This is a genomic window from Neptunomonas sp. XY-337 (genome assembly GCF_004959845.1).
Taxonomy (GTDB): Bacteria; Pseudomonadota; Gammaproteobacteria; order Pseudomonadales; family Balneatricaceae; genus Neptunomonas; species Neptunomonas marina.
Genome location: NZ_SPLL01000006.1, coordinates 158559 through 175805, shown reverse-complemented (window position 1 = coordinate 175805; position 17247 = coordinate 158559). Strand labels below are relative to the sequence as shown.

The window sequence follows — 17247 nt, the reverse complement described above, 5'->3', positions numbered from 1 at the left end:
CTCTGCCTGCTCTGCCTGCTCTGCCTGCTCTGCCTGCTCTGCCTGCTCTGCCTGCTCTGCCTGCTCTGCCTGCTCTGCCTGCTCTGCCTGCTCTGCCTGCTCTGCCTGCTCTGCCTGCTCTGCCTGCTCTGCGTTCAGGGTGTTGGTCGTTGCTTCCGCGTCAACCACCCACGGCAAAAGTCCATCTGATGCTTTGTTTTGCAACGCGCGAATGGCAGCCTCAAGATCAGAAGCAGAAAACGGCTTAAGCAATGCTACCGAGTTGAGCCACGCCACCTCTTTGATGGAAACAACGACCGCCGGTAAAGCCACACGCTCGTATAAATAGTCACGCAACTCATCTTTCAGTTTCGGCTGATCTGCATTAAAAATCACCCAATCAGCTTTGGGAACTGAGTCTACGATTTGGAACTTCTTACCGAAGCGGTGTGAGGAGAAGAAATACTGCAATGTGTGCAGCGTAGCGCCCTCAAAACCAAGTAAGAGGACTCGCTTAAAATCTTTCTGCGCCGGCATAAATCAAACGTCCTTTTTTTTGTATGCCATAGGAAGGCTACAACCGTTAACCAAGACTGATCGCGATACATCCAAAGAGAGCACACGGTTGACGGATTTGGCTTGAGCTATTTCCTTTAGCTGCTCTGTCGTTTCTGGCCCGATCAGTTGCTCTGCTTCGCTGATCAGTCGCTCAACTAATGCTCGCCCACGGTATCTCAGAATGATTACCAAATCAATCAGCGCACCCACTGTGTTGTCTTTGTCGCCACAGACCATCGCCAGATAAAAACGTCGCACATGCGCCGTGAGATTTAGGGGCTCTCGAGACACTTTACGAACATACTGCCTATGACTTAATGTTGGCAATGAGCCTTTGTAGATTAATGTGTCTTGATCTGCTGATTCAAATGCCGACTGAATTTTATCCGCAAGCTCGCTTTCCAGCTCACTGTTAAGATCCCAGTCAGACAGGGCCATCCATATTTGTGACTCATTACCTGAGTTTTCGTCTTTTAAGCTTCTACTTTCATGCATAGTACTGCCGCCGAAAAAGTCTTTCCTTAAGTTTCCCTTAATAGAGCGTACAACAGAATAATCATATACTGTAGCAATGTAACCGGAAATTTTTAGTTTTCAATAGAGTTTGAAAACTTGATCTGAATCAGAATTGCTCGCCCATCTTCCTATCTAAAACCCACTGCAAAAACGAGCAAAACCACTAGGTTAGGCACAAAGTCTAAGGTTTAGGATTGTCGACAAACTTAACTTTATAGCACCTATAAGCTAGAATCCCCACCGCCATATCAATAATGAGACACGATCTCTGCACACCGTGGGCCAGGGGTGACGTTAAAGAGCAACGGCCACGGACATAACTGATGAGGGCTATAATTGTGCTTGAAGCTTATCGTAAACATGTAGAAGAACGCGCCGCAGAAGGTGTACCACCTAAAGCGCTGGACGCAGAACAAACTGCGGCTCTTGTCGAACTTCTGAAAAATCCACCAGCAGGCGAAGAAGAGTTTGTTCTTGACCTGATCACAAACCGTGTACCTGCTGGTGTTGACCAAGCCGCTTATGTAAAAGCAGGCTTCCTAGCTGCGGTCGCTAAGGGCGAAGCAGAATCCCCGCTGATTGACCAAGTCAAAGCTGTTGAACTGCTAGGCACGATGCTAGGCGGTTACAACATCGAGCCTCTGATTGACGCTCTAGACAACGACGCTCTAGCACCAACGGCAGCGAACGCGCTGTCTCACACACTGCTCATGTTCGATGCGTTCTATGACGTTAAAGAAAAAGCAGATGCAGGTAATGAATACGCTGCAAAAGTAATCAAGTCTTGGGCTGACGGCGAATGGTTTACTTCTAAACCTGAACTGGCTGAAAAGATCACGGTTACTGTATTTAAAGTACCTGGTGAAACTAACACCGACGACCTATCACCTGCACCAGACGCATTCACACGTCCTGACATCCCACTGCACGCTAATGCGATGCTGAAGATGGCCCGTGAAGGCATCGAGCCAGAAGTACCAGGCGTGAAAGGCCCTATCGCTCAGATCGAAGCGGTTAAAGCAAAAGGCCACCCGGTAGCCTACGTAGGTGACGTTGTAGGTACAGGTTCTTCACGTAAGTCGGCAACTAACTCTGTATTGTGGTTCTTCGGCGACGACATCCCTAACGTTCCAAACAAGCGCGCAGGCGGTTTCTGCTTCGGCGGCAAGATTGCTCCAATCTTCTATAACACAATGGAAGATGCTGGCGCGCTGCCAATCGAGATGGACGTTTCGAACATGAACATGGGCGACGTAATCGACGTTTACCCATACGAAGGCAAAGCCGTTAACAACGAAACAGGCGAAGTACTTTGCGAGTTCGGTCTGAAGACACAGGTATTGCTGGATGAAGTGCGCGCGGGCGGCCGTATCCCACTGATCATCGGACGTGGCTTGACTGCGAAAGCACGTGAAGCACTTGGCCTTGGCGAATCTGATCTGTTCAAGAAGCCAGAGCAACCTGCTGACACAGGTAAAGGCTTCTCACTAGCGCAGAAGATGGTTGGTAAAGCATGTGGTCTAGAAGGCGTTCGCCCTGGCACATACTGCGAGCCTAAGATGACAACTGTTGGTTCTCAGGACACAACAGGTCCTATGACGCGTGATGAGCTGAAAGATCTAGCATGCCTAGGTTTCTCTGCAGATCTGACAATGCAGTCTTTCTGTCACACAGCGGCTTATCCAAAACCAGTTGACGTTGAAACGCACCACACACTACCGGATTTCATTATGAACCGCGGTGGCGTATCTCTTCGCCCAGGTGACGGTGTAATCCACTCTTGGTTGAACCGCATGCTGCTGCCAGACACAGTAGGTACAGGCGGCGACTCTCACACGCGTTTCCCGCTAGGTATCTCCTTCCCTGCAGGTTCTGGTTTGGTTGCCTTCGCAGCAGCGACAGGCGTTATGCCACTGGATATGCCTGAATCAGTATTGGTTCGCTTCAAAGGCGATAAGATGCAGCCAGGTATCACACTACGTGATTTGGTTAATGCGATCCCTTACTACGCAATCCAGCAAGGATTACTGACAGTAGAGAAAGCTGGCAAGAAGAATATCTTCTCTGGTCGTGTACTTGAAATCGAAGGCCTGCCTGACCTGAAAGTAGAGCAAGCGTTTGAGCTGTCTGACGCATCTGCTGAGCGTTCTGCAGCCGGCTGTACTATCAAGCTAAACGAAGAGCCAATCAAAGAGTACCTGAGCTCGAACATCACTATGCTTAAGTGGATGATCACAGAAGGTTACGGCGATGTTCGTACAATCGAGCGCCGTATCGAAGGTATGGAAGCGTGGTTGGCTAACCCTGAGCTAATGGAAGGCGACGCCGACGCTGAATACGCAGCCGTGATCGAGATCGATCTAGCTGACGTTAAAGAGCCAATCGTTGCATGCCCGAACGACCCAGATGACGTTAAACTGCTATCTGAAGTTGCTGGCGACAAGATCGATGAAGTATTCATCGGCTCTTGCATGACAAACATCGGACACTTCCGTGCAGCAGGCAAGTTGCTAGACGCAGCGGGCCAAGCAATCCCTACTCGCATGTGGATTGCACCACCGACTAAGATGGACGCAGCTCAGCTAACTGAAGAAGGCTACTACAACATCTTCGGTAAAGCCGGTGCTCGTATGGAGATGCCAGGTTGTTCACTATGTATGGGTAACCAAGCACGTGTAGCTGATAACAGCACAGTTGTTTCAACATCGACACGTAACTTCCCTAACCGTCTGGGTACAGGTGCAAACGTATACCTAGCATCCGCTGAGCTTGCAGCTGTTGCATCTTTGTTAGGTAAACTGCCAACGCCTGCTGAGTACCTTCAGTACGCAGAGAAGCTAGACACAATGTCTGATGATGTATACCGCTACCTGAACTTTGACCAGATCAAAACGTATCAGGACAAAGCAGCAACAGTGATCCCTACGGTTGCAGTATAATCTCACAGCCTAAGCGCTTATAAAGCGACAAAAGCCCACCCTATGGTGGGCTTTTTTGTATCTGCGCCATTTCCGGCCTATCAACGCTCTGGCATAATCCGCAGCACCAAAGTCCGTTACTAGCACTGAGTTCATGTCCAATATTATTCTGTTCAACAAACCCTTTCAGGTCCTGACCCAATTCACCGATGAACAAGGCAGGAGCACGCTCGCTGACTTTATCTCTGACAAGGGTTTCTACGCGGCCGGTCGACTAGACTACGACTCAGAAGGCTTGCTGATTCTGACCAATGATGGCGCGCTTCAGAACCAGCTAGCACACCCACGTTTTAAGCTAGAAAAAACCTATTGGGTGCAGGTTGAAGGAGATGTATCTCCAGAAGCGTTAGACAAACTCAGAAAAGGCGTTGAACTGAAAGATGGAAAAACACGCCCAGCGCGCGTAAAAGCAATACCAGAGCCACCTGTTTGGGAGCGCAAGCCTCCGATTCGTGAGCGTAAAAACATCCCCACCCAGTGGCTGGAAATTAAAATTAGTGAAGGTAAAAATAGGCAAGTCAGACGCATGACCGCGGCCGTGGGGTTGCCGACTTTGCGCCTCATCCGTTACGCCATTGGCAGTTGGACGCTGGACGGCCTAGCACCCGGGCAACAAAAACAAGCGCAGATTAACATCGCAAAACCGAACAAACCGCGGAATCCACGGCCGCAACGCAGACGCTAATCCCAGCGCTCAGCGGCCTCCATATCTGACTCTTTTTGCGCAACCCAGTTTTCCCCTTCCGCTGAAACTTCTTTTTTCCAGAAAGGCGCGTCTCGTTTCAGATAATCCATCAAAAACTGAGCTGCGTCGAAAGCCTCTTTGCGGTGCGCACTTGAAACACCTACAAATACGATATTGTCACCCGCCTCCAGTGCTCCAACACGATGATAAACAGCAACACACCCCAAGCTCCAGCGGCTGCGGGCTTGAGCAATAATATTGTGCAGTGCTTTTTCCGTCATACCCGGATAGTGTTCCAGATACAGCCTTTCAATGGCGGAGTCTGTCAAATCACGCACCATACCGGTAAAAGTCACCAATGCCCCATGCGCGCCATCATTGGCCTTTAGCCAGCCATGCAACTCAGCAATATCAAAATCTTTCGTATCAACCAGCACCCTACTATCGGCTTCTGAACCTAACACCTACGTCCCCCGCAACCGCACATTTTAAAATCTAACCCTACGCCAGTATCGTACAGTATCCTCAACAGAAACAAATAGACTCAGGTAGAAGTTAATGATCTGGACACCACGCGCCACAGTGGCGGTAATTGTAGAGCAAAATGAAAAGTATCTTATGGTCGAGGAGATTGATAACGGTGAGCACCGTTTTAACCAACCTGCAGGCCACCTCGAAGACGGAGAAACAATCCACCAAGGCGCAATCAGAGAAACGCTAGAAGAAACAGGTTACAACGTCCAGCTAACGGGGGTTATTGGCCTTTATGCGGCTTCCGCGGCTAACGGCACAACTTATCATCGCGTTTGTTATTGCGCCGATATTAAAGACCCTACCCCCAGCACCGAACTAGACGCCGATATTGTTGCCGTCCACTGGTTAACATACGAAGAGATTAAGGAGCGCGAAGCACAGCTGCGCAGTCCAATGGTACTGGCATGTATCGAGGATTATCGGGATAATCGACGCTTTCCACTAGACCTTATTCGTCAGCTATAATGGCAGCTTGTTAGCCATCATCATGAGAGATAAATGAATACCCAGCAGCAAAAAGTAATTGTCGGCATGTCCGGCGGTGTCGATTCTTCCGTATCCGCTTTACTCCTCCTTCAACAAGGTTATCAAGTTGAAGGCCTCTTTATGAAAAACTGGGATGAAGATGATGGCACAGAGTACTGTACCGCGCTGGATGACCTTGCCGATGCGCAAGCCGTGTGCGATAAGTTAGGCATACATCTTCATAAGGCGAACTTTGCGGCTGAGTACTGGGATAATGTTTTCGAACACTTCCTTGAAGAGTATAAAGCCGGAAGAACACCCAACCCCGACATTCTCTGCAACCGAGAGATCAAGTTCAAAGCATTCTTAGAATATGCCCTAGAGCTTGGCGCAGATTTTATCGCTACTGGCCACTACGTCCGGCGCGCTGATATTGATGGCAGCGCATCGTTACTCAAAGGTCTCGATAACAACAAAGACCAGAGCTACTTTTTACACCAAGTCGGCGAAGCTGAGTTAGCGCGAACCCTTTTCCCTGTCGGAGAGCTGGAAAAACCCGAGGTACGTCGCCTTGCCGAAGAGCATGATCTCGTTACACACAACAAAAAAGACAGCACTGGTATCTGTTTCATTGGTGAGCGCCGCTTCAAAGACTTTTTACAACAATACCTGCCGGCACAGCCGGGCAAGATTGAAACAGACACCGGAGTCGAAATCGGCGAACACGCTGGTTTAATGTACTACACCATCGGCCAACGCCAAGGGCTACATATCGGGGGCTTGAAGGATTATCCCGAAGAGCCGTGGTTTGTTGCCGGCAAAGACCTTGATAGGAATGTTCTTATTGCCGTGCAAGGGAAACAAAACGACCTGCTCTTCACTGACTGGCTCGTTGCAGAGGATATTTTCTGGATCAACGGCAACACTCCCGAGCTTCCGTTTCGCTGCACAGCTAAAGTACGCTATCGCCAGAGCGATCAACACTGTACGCTTTCGCGTAACAGCGATGGTAAGTACATGCTTGTTTTCGATGAACCTCAACGAGCGGTAACACCTGGCCAATCAGTAGTAATCTATCAAGACGACGTTTGTTTAGGCGGCGGCGTTATTGAATCGACAGGAAAGGATGAGAAATAAGCATGTCCAGAGCACATGATGAGCAGACAATTGCACTGGCCGGAATGTTTCAAGCGGCGGCACTGGTAGATCAGATCGCTAACCGCGGTATGGTTCCCCAGCACAATTTCGAGACCAGTATCTACAGCCTCTTCCAGATGAGCCCTTCATCAACGGAAGCCGTCTTCGGAGAACCGCAAGACCTGCCTTACAACCTCTCTCTGGGATTAAAACTGCTTAACGATCTGGTCGAGAAGAAAGAGCCAAAGAACAACAATATCACAAACTATGCGCTTAGCATGATCATGCTAGAGAAGAAGCTGTCAGCGAATTCCGCCATGCTTAACACGCTAGCGCAGCGCCTCCAAGAAATTGAAGGTAAAGCCGCCTACTTCTCCGAAAACACTGGCGATCGCGAAATCACAGCATCGGACTACACTCATAGCAATGTGATTGCCAATATCGCTAACTGCTACCAAGAGACGATCAGCACCTTTAGCTTCCGCATCCAAGTAGGTGGTGACCCGCGTCATTTACAGAACAGCGAGAATGCAGCGAGAATTAGATCCCTGCTTCTAGCGGGTATCCGTGCTGCGATGCTATGGCGTCAAGTAGGCGGCAGCCGCTGGCACCTGCTGTTCTTCAGGTCGCGGTTACGTCCATCATTAAGAAAGCTAAAGCGTTAAGGGACGATTAACGGGGTGAGTTTCAATATCGCAAATACGCAACACTCTCCCTCTCACACAGCACCAAAGATCGCTCATCATCAGCAGTAGGGCTACGATGAACAACGCTATAAAACGTCAACGTTCAGCAGGTTTCAGCCTTGTCGAACTCATGATATCGGTAGGTGTTATCGCGATATTAGCCTCGGTTGCTTACCCGTCTTATAAGGATTATGTCGAGCGTGTAAATCAAGCAACTGCCATCTCCGAGATTACGGTTATTGCCGGCAAGATTGATCAGTACTTTATCGTGAATAACCGCCTACCCGAATCGTTAAGCAAGATTGGTATACCTGGCGATATGCTAGTTGATCCATGGGATACACCCTATCGCTATACCGTTCTAGCAACCCTAAAAGGCAAAGGTAAAGCACGCAAAAACAAGAACCTGGTTCCTATAAATACTGATTATGATCTGTATAGCAGTGGTAAGGATCAGCGCTCGGTATCTCCTCTCACCGCTAAACATAGTCGCGACGATATTGTGCGCGCGAACAACGGCGGCTTCATCGGATTAGCCTCGGACTATGAGAGATAGATGAAACTGGAACTTACCGCTCTACGTACCAAAGTTGCAAAGCGCCTTTTTGCAGTGTTACTTGTCACCATATTTATCCCATTGACCGTGGCAGGTGCTATCTCATATAACAAGATGAAGCGCCTAATCATCAATGAGATACAAGACAGCCAGGTAAAAGAAAGCTCAGAGTTTGGCCTTTTAATGCACGGGCGGCTTAAGCGCGCTCAAGACTACTTGGCCCTATATTTAGAACAAACCCAGCGCAGCCAAGTACCCAATTCGGCACTCAATGCATTTTTGGCCGAATACTTTGTCGACGTCACCATCGTGGCGCGCAACGAGCTCGAAAACGAAGCCCCTGCTATCGCCAGCCAGCTCGCTCTCAATCAGCAGCAAAAACTCTTTGTATCGAATACGACAACGTGGCCCTCGCTATCCATTGTGAGCACTACGTCGTCGCTATCGCGGGAGTTGGTTGCGATCGGCCGTTTAAAGAGCGCCTATGTATGGGATCCTGTCAATCTTGATGGAGCGCAGCACTTTTATGTGTTTGATGAGAATCGTTCGTTAGTGCATGCCTCGTCACCACTATCGCAAAACGCGATTGAAACGATCCTAACAGCTCCAGAGAGCACGCAGGTCTTCAGCACAACAGATACCGAACGTGATCTTATGTTGGCTAAGTGGTCGCTGTTTATGGATTATCAGTTTGGCGTGCCAGAGTGGACTGTGGTAACAAGTAAGCCTCTTAGCGAATTAGAGCAACGGCTAACAAAGTTTACTTATACCTATACCGCCGCCGCACTCCTCACTCTGCTGCTCGTTGTGCTAGCAGCTTTACAAATTGTGCGGCGCAGCCTGAGTCCGATCAACCGACTCATGCGAGGAACCCAAGAGGTTGCGCAGAATAATTTTAATCACCAAGTTGTCATTAAAAGTGATGATGAGTACGAAGCACTTGCTACGCATTTCAACTTGATGTCTTCGAACCTGAAAGGCGCGTTCGAGTTTAACCAGGCAGTCTCATCAGTAGACGCCGCTGTACTCAAGTCCGAAAAGCTAGAGGGCTTTCTGCAGGCCGTGCATGCCGCCTTACCAGACATTTGCGCTGCCGACATAACAGTGCTTTGCCTGAATGGGGAGCACATACATAACGACTGCTTAGTCTCCTATTACGACCACACTACAGATCAAACACACCTCGAGTACCTAAAAAGAGACAGCCTACTCAGCCCTCTCAATAGTGAGATTCTGCCCGGACGGCCTGCTCAGCTGAGCTACCCAAAAGCCTTATTGGATAGCCTACAGCTAACTGTATCTGAAGATCTTGATTACAGCGCTTACTATTTCGGTAATCGATTTAAAGTAAACGCAGTATTGATCGCAGGGCATCAGCTCACACCGGATCACACCCGAACAACCGACTTTTTGGGCCATGTAAGAGTCGTCCTTGAAGCACTTCAGCGAGATCGCGCCTTAAAATATCAAGCCAACTTCGATGAGCTAACCGGCGTGCGTAACCGCAAGAGTTTTAGCGCGATCGTCAACGAAGCGCTGATATTCCCGACGATGGAGCGCGCGCACCTCCTGTTTATCGATCTTGACCGTTTTAAGGGGGTTAATGACACCTTAGGCCACCATATCGGTGACAAGTTACTGCGCGAGGTTGCAGCTCGGCTCACAGCAATTGTTCCACCAACGGCCACGTTCTCACGCTTTGGTGGTGACGAATTTACAATTTTTGTGACCGACATGAGTGGCAGCAACGCACAAGCTTTTGCCAACGAAGTTATTGCGTTCATATCGTCGCCTTACATGATCGATAACTATCGTGCCAGCGTTGGTGCGAGCATCGGCATTAGCAGTTACCCCGAAGACGGTGACGACTACGATGCGCTGCTGCGCAAAGCTGACCTAGCCATGTACTACTCTAAGGAGCATGGCAGAGAGCAAGCGACTGTCTACAGCGACTCACTGGATGCAGAGCTGAAGTACCGCACCGAGCTAGAAGCTATTTTGCACGATGCAACCGCACGTGATGAGTTTGACATCGTGCTGCAGCCCAAACTTGATCTGCACACTCAATCACTTAGCGGTTTCGAAGCACTATCACGCTTTTATCACCCGAAAAAAGGCCCACTTTCCCCATACGAGGTGTTTCGTGTTGCGGAAGAGACTGGCGTGATTCTCGAGCTTGGCCACCGCATGATGGTTCGGACTTTTGAGCAGATTAAGCACTGGAGTGATCAAGGCCCATTTCCCTATCGGGTTGCGATCAACGTATCTCCGGTTCAACTGCTTGACCCAGGCTTTGTAGCACGCACCGCGGAAGCACTGAAGACCGCCAACATTCTAGCCTCACAGGTCGAGCTCGAAATCACCGAGGGGGTGTTCATGGACAGCTCAGACAAAGTAATCGAGACGTTAAAGCAACTGCGTGCGCTAGGGATCAGCGTTGCTGTCGATGATTTCGGCACCGGGTTCTCATCGCTGTCCTATATCACCGCATTACCGGTTGACCGGTTGAAGATAGACCGCTCGTTTATCTCCCGAATTAAGCAAGGCGATAAACACAAAGGCGTCATTCGTAGCATCATACAGCTCGCGCATAACTTAGGATTGAGTGTGACAGCCGAGGGAGTAGAAACCGAGGTTGAGCAGCGCTTCCTTGAACAAGCAGCCTGCGACGAAATTCAGGGCTATCTGTACAGCAAACCGCTCTCGCTAGACAGAGTTACAACGCTACTGCAAGCCGAGCAAAGGCTGTTAACAACAGATACCGAGTAAAGTGCAGATTTATACCAGCGAAGCAGGTATAATCACGCGCTTTCAATTATCAGCTACAGCGAGACACTTCATGGAGCTTTCTGCCCTCACTGCCGTATCCCCGGTAGATGGACGTTATGCCAGCAAAACCGCTGACCTACGCCCGATCTTCAGTGAATTTGGACTTATTCGTAACCGTGTTTTAGTTGAGATTCGTTGGCTGCAGCAGCTCGCTGCTCACGCCGAGATCTCAGAAGTACCCGCACTGAGTGCCGAAGCTAACGCACTATTAAACGGTATTGTTGACGAATTTAGCCTTGCAGATGCAGAGCGCGTCAAAGAGATCGAGCGCACCACGAACCATGATGTGAAAGCGGTTGAGTACCTGATCAAAGAGAAGATCCAAGGTAACGCCGAGCTGGCAGCTGTAAATGAGTTTGTTCACTTTGCCTGCACGTCTGAGGATATTAACAACCTCTCTCACGCACTCATGCTAAAAGATGGTGTAGCAACCATGCTACCGGTGATGCAAAGCATTGCCGATGCTATCGCTCAGATGGGCCGTGACTACGCTGCACAACCGATGCTATCGCGCACACACGGCCAAACGGCATCACCAACAACTGTTGGTAAAGAGATGGCCAATGTTGCCTACCGCTTGCAACGCCAGATTAAGCAGATTGAAGCGATTGAGTACCTAGGCAAAATCAACGGTGCGGTCGGCAACTACAACGCACACCTATCGGCTTACCCTGCAATTAACTGGGAAGCTAACGCGCAAAGCTTCATTGAAGGTCTAGGTCTAAGCTGGAACCCTTACACCACGCAGATCGAACCACATGACTACATCGCCGAGCTGTTTGACGCGGTTTGCCGCTTCAACACCATCCTGATCGATTTCGACCGCGATGTTTGGGGTTATATCTCTCAAGCTTACTTCAAGCAAAAAACCATTGCTGGCGAAGTGGGCTCTTCAACGATGCCACACAAAGTTAACCCAATCGACTTTGAGAACTCCGAAGGTAACTTGGGTATCGCGAATGCTGTGATGCAGCACTTAGCTGCGAAGCTGCCGATCTCTCGCTGGCAGCGCGACCTAACAGACTCCACCGTGCTGCGTAACATGGGTGTGGGTTTCGGTTATAGCCTCATCGCTTACCAATCGACTCTGAAAGGCATCAGCAAGCTTGAGCTTAACGCTGCACGTCTTGATGAAGACCTTGAAAACGCATGGGAAGTGCTAGCGGAGCCGATCCAAACAGTGATGCGCCGCTACGCCATCGAAGAACCATACGAGAAACTCAAGGCACTCACGCGTGGCCAAACAATGAACAAAGAGACGATTCTCGCATTCGTTGATACGCTAGAACTGCCAGAAGAAGCCAAAGCTGAGCTCAAAGCGCTGACACCGCACAACTACATCGGTAATGCGGTTGCTCAAGCAGAGAAGATTTAACGCAAGTATCTTCTACAAGACGGGGCCAACGTGCCCCGTTTTTTATTATCCACCTAAGATTCCGTTGTGCGACTATCGTCGCAGCACTTTACCTGCCCTTCCACCAGACACGCTCGTTATACTATTAGCCATAACTAATTGACGAGTGGCGAGATGGAAACTTTTACCCCCGCAGGCCGAGCAACAATTCACTACATTTCGTTGGGAACCGGCGCTCAGACGCTGATTTTTTTGCATGGCTGGACCGCTAGCGTCAGAGAGTGGTTACCCTTTGCTTCTGAGCTATCAGATCACCACCGCGTTGTTTGCTGGGACGCCCGCGGGCACGGTGCACATAATTATGATGATTCAATCGACATGTCGATCGCGGCCATGGCAGATGATCTTGCCGAGTTGCTAGCACACCTAGAGATCACAGATGCGGTTCTCATCGGCCATTCAATGGGTGCACTAACCGCGTGGGAGTACATTCGTCGCCACGGTGAAGCGCGTTTGAGCGGCCTATGTATTCTGGATCAATCACCCAAACTCGTGACCAACGACAACTGGCAGCATGGCGTCTACGGAGCCTTCACCGAACAGCATAACGAGCGCTTTCTCAGCCGTTTACAAGCGGACTTTCCAGAAGGCGTACTTGAGCTCATTGCATTCGGCTATAACGAGCGCTCGCGCGATAACTATCTCAATAACTCGCGCGGTTTTCAGCAGATGCGCGAACACTACCAAACGCTGCCAGCTGCGCTTCTTACCGCATGTTGGAGGGACATCACACAACAAGACTACCGTGACGTACTGGGTGCCATCTCCATTCCTACCTTACTTGTTTATGGGGATCAAAGTCAGTTCTACAGCCAAGCGCTTCAGCAGTGGGTTTTGTCGCAGATACCACACGCCAAACTCACCGTGTACGAAAATGCAGACCACTCTCCCCACCTATGGCATCGCGAGCGTTTTATTTACGACCTAAATCGCTTCGTTGAGGGTTTGTGACACCTCACCTCTGGCCTATAATAGCGCGCAAACTGATAAGGCCCGTTGTCATATGTTAAGTAATGTTCGAATCGTTTTAATCAACACCTTCCACCCCGGAAACATCGGCGCTGCAGCGCGTGCGATGAAAAACATGGGGCTCTCGCAGCTTTGGCTAGTTGATCCGCAAGTATTCCCCAGCGAAGAAGCCGACTCCCGAGCAGCAGGGGCCAAAGACCTGCTCGACAGCGCGCATGTTGTCGGAACATTAGAAGAGGCGATTGGCGATTGCCAGCTCGTTATCGGCACCAGTGCTCGCAGCCGCACCTTTGACCTGCCGATGCTAGATGCCCGTAGCTGCGGTACCAAGGTGGTTTCAGAAGCGGTTTCAGGCGAAGTAGCGATCGTCTTTGGCCGTGAAACTATGGGATTATTGAACGAAGAATTGCAGTTGTGTAATTTCCACACCTACATTTCAGCAAACCCAGAGTACCCAGTACTTAATGTCGCACAAGCAATACAGCTGCTGTGTTATGAAATCTGGATGGCCGCTCAGGAACCTGATCTAAAACACGAGGTCTCTGAATATCCACGCCAAAATGAAATGGAGTTGTTCTACGAGCATCTAGAAACCGTGCTAAGAACGACGAACTTTATTATCCCTCAACATGAGGGCCGTGCTATGACGAAACTCAAGCGCTACTTTAACCGCACTCGCCCAGAGAAGGCCGAGCTCGGTATGCTCCGCGGTATTCTGACTTCTGTTCAGGAAACCGTTGATAAACTATCAAAAAATGACAAGAAGGATTAACCGAATGCACACCACGCTAGATAACCTGAAAGAAGATGCTGCTCGCCTACAAGCCGGTCTGGAGACTGTCGCTGCCGAGATGAATGCATATGAAACCAACCTTGGTGGTATTCAGGAGTGTGCCCTAAAAATCCAAAAATGCGCTAAAGTGCTAGGTAACAATCGTATCGCTGCGCTCGCTGCTCGCGACAAGCGTAAAGTGATGGATGAACTAGAAAATGCCGCACTTGAACTGGTAGAACTACTAAAACGATGAACGATATAGCTCCCCTTGGCGATATGAGCGCAGAAGAGTTTCTGCGCGATTACTGGCAGAAAAAGCCACTGCTGATTCGTAATGCATTTCCTGATTTTGAGCCGCCTGTTGATGCGGACACACTCGCAGGCCTTGCGTGCGAAGCGATGGTCGAATCACGTCTTATCAGCCAAGATGCCAACGGGGAGCAATGGCAGCTTCAACACGGCCCCTTCTCTGAGGAGGATTTAAGTAAGCTGCCGGCCGGCCACTGGACCTTATTAGTGCAAGCGGTCGATCACTGGGTGCCCGATGCGAACGCATTGCTAGAACGCTTCCGCTTCATACCAAGCTGGCGCATCGATGATCTGATGATCAGCTATGCTGCCCAAGGCGGCGGTGTCGGCCCTCACTACGACAATTACGATGTCTTTCTGATTCAAGCCAGTGGCCAACGCCGCTGGGAGTATGGTGGCATCTACGGTGAAGATTCACCACGGCGCGACGATACGCCGGTCATGATCCTACCTGAGTGGCAAGCTCAAGAAAGCTTTGTCCTCAACCCGGGTGATATGCTCTACTTACCGCCACGTGTCGGACATAATGGTGTTGCCGAATCGGACGACTGCATGACCTACTCCGTCGGCTTCAGAGCACCTTCCCACGCCGATCTTTTGCGCCAGTTTACCGACCATTTAGGTGAGCACCTGAAAAGTGAGATTCGCTACAGCGATGCAGACCTCACACCACAAGACAGCCCGAGCGAGATTCGCAACGAAGCGTTCGATAAAGTCCGCCAAATTATGCTGGACTATATCAACGAGCCGGGTGTACTAGAGGACTGGTTTGGCCAGTACATGACGGAACCTAAATACCCAGAGAACAGCATGCCACTGCCAGAATCAGAGCAACTGTCCATCGCCGAGATGGAGGGCTATCTGATGAGCGGCGGCTTGGTGTATCGCAATGAAGGTGTCCGCTTTGCTTACCGTATTCGTGACGATAAAAGCATTATGCTATTCGTCGACGGTAAGGCGTGCGAGGTATCAGCTCGCCAGATGAGTTTTGTTAAAGCGCTAACCGATCAACCCGCCGTTAGCATTAAAGACGCCTCCACCGCAGAAGCCTTTGCGACACTCTGTGCGCTGCAAGCAGCTGATGCAGTCTATATAGAAGAATAAACAGAACGCAGCGGCCAACCCAGACCGCTGCAAGTAGATCTTTAAACAGCTTCTATGTAGCGATACTCGTGCCCTGAGCGGACTTTAAGCGCTTTGTGGCGTCCACTGTCTTCGATGTAAGTGGGTGCTTTAATGGTGTTCACAAAGTGCCAATCTGCGCGCGCCTCCTCCTGCGCCATCTCAAGTACCATATAACCGCGTTGATTGAGGTTACAGTACGCTAGATCATCGATCAGCAGTCCAAAGCTATATTCACTTTGCAAAACTGCCGGCAATGAATCCAGCCCTAAGTAACTCTCAAGACCCGGCGAACTCACCGAGGCCGTTGCAAACTCAACGCCGACTTGATCACCTGCCAACGTTTTGAGGTTATTCGCCCATGCGTTGTGAGTATCCCCCGCCAGCACAATCAAGTTTTTATCTAGCGCTTTTGCCAAACCAAGAATAACTTCTCGCTCGTAAGCATAGCCATCCCACGCATCTAAATTGTAGGGAATCTTAGTTTCTACGCGGCTGCGTTCCTGTTCAGTTACACTGTCATCACCGCCGTCGATACGCTGTTGAATAGCCACAAGTTCAGCCACTGACGCCGGATTTTGCAGCATTTCAGCGGGTATTAGCATACGCCCCATCAGTACCTGCTGGCCTAGCACCTGCCACTTGCCTTGGGATACCGTCATCATCTGCTGCAACCACAGCATCTGCTCGGCTCCCAGTAAATTGCGATTCTGGTCGGCGATATCCGCTGCAAACCGAGCAGCATCGAACGTACCGGTCGCAGGATCAAGATAACTCGCCATCGCCAGTTGTTCATCACGGGCAATCACACGTGTATCAAGCATATAGAGATCTGCCAGATCACCGAAGCGGAAGTGTCGATAGATCGTCTCGTTGTCACCTGCCACGGCGGGGCGGATTGGCAGCCATTCGAAGTAAGCCTGCAGCGCTGCCATCCGGCGTTCGCTAAAAGGCCCTTCCGTCGCTTCGGTATGATTCTCAGCACCATCACGCCATGTGTCGTTCTTCACCTCGTGATCATCCCACACCGCGATCAAAGGCAGCTTTGCATGTAACGTTTGTAAATCAGGATCACTTCGGTAGAGCGCATAACGGCGTCGGTAATCGGTTAAGGTAAGCAGCTCTCCTGCGTTATCCGCCGCTAACGTGCGGCCAAGAGCCACTGCGTCCTCTGTCGCGTAACCGCCCATCTCATACTCATACAAGTAATCACCCAGATGCAATACAGCATCTAGATCGTCACGCTTGGCAACTTCACGATAGACATGAAAAAATCCGGCAGGATAGTTGGAACAGGAGACCACCGCGAGCTTAGCACTGGCTAGGGGGCCGTTCGCTAGGGTCTTCATGCGGCCGACTGTAGAGGTATTGTCGTTGGCACGGAAGCGATAGTAATAAACAGTTTCGGCCACTAGGTTTTGCACATCCACTTTAACCGTGTGATCACGGCTTGCATCCGTTTGTGTGACACCCGTGTGTACTAAGTTCGCAAACTCACGATCTGTAGCGACTTCCCAAGATACCTCAACGGACGCCAAGTCCTCGGGGATGGCTCGGGTCCAAATAATCACACGGTCTTGTAGCGGATCTCCACTAGCAACACCATTCGAAAAACTAACCGCAATTTTGCCATGGCTACTGCCGCAACCAGCTAACCCAGTCGACACAACAGCGGCGCCGATACCTAACGCAGATAAACGAACAAACTCGCGGCGTGAAATATGCTTCATGAGCT

Annotated in this window: 16 protein-coding genes; 12 read left to right on the top strand and 4 right to left on the bottom strand. The window is 50.2% G+C overall.

What is annotated here, in order from left to right:
• Nucleotides 1–516, bottom strand: a 516-nt coding sequence (locus E4L36_RS18000) for a hypothetical protein (protein WP_240770744.1), incomplete at its 3' end; no start/stop codon positions are given.
• Between the two features lie 3 nt (nucleotides 517–519).
• Nucleotides 520–1032, bottom strand: coding sequence for a hypothetical protein (locus E4L36_RS14215; protein WP_136681151.1), 513 nt, complete (start codon nucleotides 1030–1032; stop codon nucleotides 520–522).
• Between the two features lie 359 nt (nucleotides 1033–1391).
• Here E4L36_RS14215 and acnB point away from each other — a divergent pair, with 359 nt between their 5' ends.
• Entirely contained in the window at nucleotides 1392–3992 is a 2601-nt protein-coding gene (acnB, locus tag E4L36_RS14210; RefSeq protein ID WP_136681250.1) for a bifunctional aconitate hydratase 2/2-methylisocitrate dehydratase, read from the top strand.
• Nucleotides 3993–4125: 133 nt separating this feature from the next.
• Entirely contained in the window at nucleotides 4126–4716 is a 591-nt protein-coding gene (locus E4L36_RS14205; protein WP_136681150.1) for an rRNA large subunit pseudouridine synthase E, read from the top strand.
• Here E4L36_RS14205 and moaE read toward each other — a convergent pair.
• Complete coding sequence (gene moaE, locus E4L36_RS14200) at nucleotides 4713–5180, bottom strand: molybdopterin synthase catalytic subunit MoaE (RefSeq protein ID WP_136681149.1); 468 nt, start codon at nucleotides 5178–5180, stop codon at nucleotides 4713–4715. The two genes, E4L36_RS14205 and moaE, sit on opposite strands and share 4 nt — an antisense overlap.
• A 94-nt stretch (nucleotides 5181–5274) precedes the next feature.
• On the opposite strand from moaE, the gene E4L36_RS14195 reads away from it, so the two are divergent.
• The 10 genes from E4L36_RS14195 to E4L36_RS14150 all read left to right on the top strand — a co-directional run bounded on the left by E4L36_RS14195 (nucleotide 5275) and on the right by E4L36_RS14150 (nucleotide 15494).
• Nucleotides 5275–5715, top strand: coding sequence for an NUDIX hydrolase (locus E4L36_RS14195; RefSeq protein WP_136681148.1), 441 nt, complete (start codon nucleotides 5275–5277; stop codon nucleotides 5713–5715).
• Nucleotides 5716–5748: 33 nt separating this feature from the next.
• A complete protein-coding gene (gene mnmA / locus E4L36_RS14190; RefSeq protein WP_136681147.1) occupies nucleotides 5749–6852 on the top strand; it encodes a tRNA 2-thiouridine(34) synthase MnmA in 1104 nt (367 codons plus the stop codon).
• 2 nt (nucleotides 6853–6854) lie between these two features.
• Nucleotides 6855–7517, top strand: a complete 663-nt coding sequence (gene hflD, locus E4L36_RS14185; RefSeq protein WP_136681146.1) for a high frequency lysogenization protein HflD — start codon at nucleotides 6855–6857, stop codon at nucleotides 7515–7517.
• 97 nt (nucleotides 7518–7614) lie between these two features.
• Nucleotides 7615–8094, top strand: coding sequence for a prepilin-type N-terminal cleavage/methylation domain-containing protein (locus E4L36_RS14180; protein WP_136681145.1), 480 nt, complete (start codon nucleotides 7615–7617; stop codon nucleotides 8092–8094).
• Nucleotides 8095–10863, top strand: coding sequence for an EAL domain-containing protein (locus E4L36_RS14175; protein ID WP_136681144.1), 2769 nt, complete (start codon nucleotides 8095–8097; stop codon nucleotides 10861–10863).
• 70 nt (nucleotides 10864–10933) lie between these two features.
• Nucleotides 10934–12298: an adenylosuccinate lyase gene (gene purB / locus E4L36_RS14170; RefSeq protein ID WP_136681143.1), complete on the top strand. Its 1365-nt coding sequence runs from the start codon at nucleotides 10934–10936 to the stop codon at nucleotides 12296–12298.
• Nucleotides 12299–12451: 153 nt separating this feature from the next.
• Nucleotides 12452–13288, top strand: a complete 837-nt coding sequence (locus tag E4L36_RS14165) for an alpha/beta hydrolase (RefSeq protein WP_136681142.1) — start codon at nucleotides 12452–12454, stop codon at nucleotides 13286–13288.
• 52 nt (nucleotides 13289–13340) lie between these two features.
• Entirely contained in the window at nucleotides 13341–14078 is a 738-nt protein-coding gene (gene trmJ / locus E4L36_RS14160) for a tRNA (cytosine(32)/uridine(32)-2'-O)-methyltransferase TrmJ (RefSeq protein ID WP_136681141.1), read from the top strand.
• A 4-nt stretch (nucleotides 14079–14082) separates the two neighbouring features.
• Nucleotides 14083–14334: a hypothetical protein gene (locus E4L36_RS14155; RefSeq protein WP_127693907.1), complete on the top strand. Its 252-nt coding sequence runs from the start codon at nucleotides 14083–14085 to the stop codon at nucleotides 14332–14334.
• On the top strand, nucleotides 14331–15494 hold the full coding sequence (locus E4L36_RS14150; protein WP_136681140.1) for a cupin domain-containing protein: 1164 nt from the start codon (nucleotides 14331–14333) through the stop codon (nucleotides 15492–15494). The genes E4L36_RS14155 and E4L36_RS14150 overlap by 4 nt, the downstream gene beginning before the upstream one ends.
• 41 nt (nucleotides 15495–15535) lie before the next feature.
• Here E4L36_RS14150 and E4L36_RS14145 read toward each other — a convergent pair whose 3' ends face one another.
• Nucleotides 15536–17242 carry an alkaline phosphatase D family protein gene (locus E4L36_RS14145; RefSeq protein ID WP_136681139.1) on the bottom strand — a complete coding sequence of 569 codons (1707 nt, stop codon included), beginning with the start codon at nucleotides 17240–17242 and terminating at the stop codon, nucleotides 15536–15538.
• Between the last annotated feature and the right edge of the window lie 5 nt (nucleotides 17243–17247).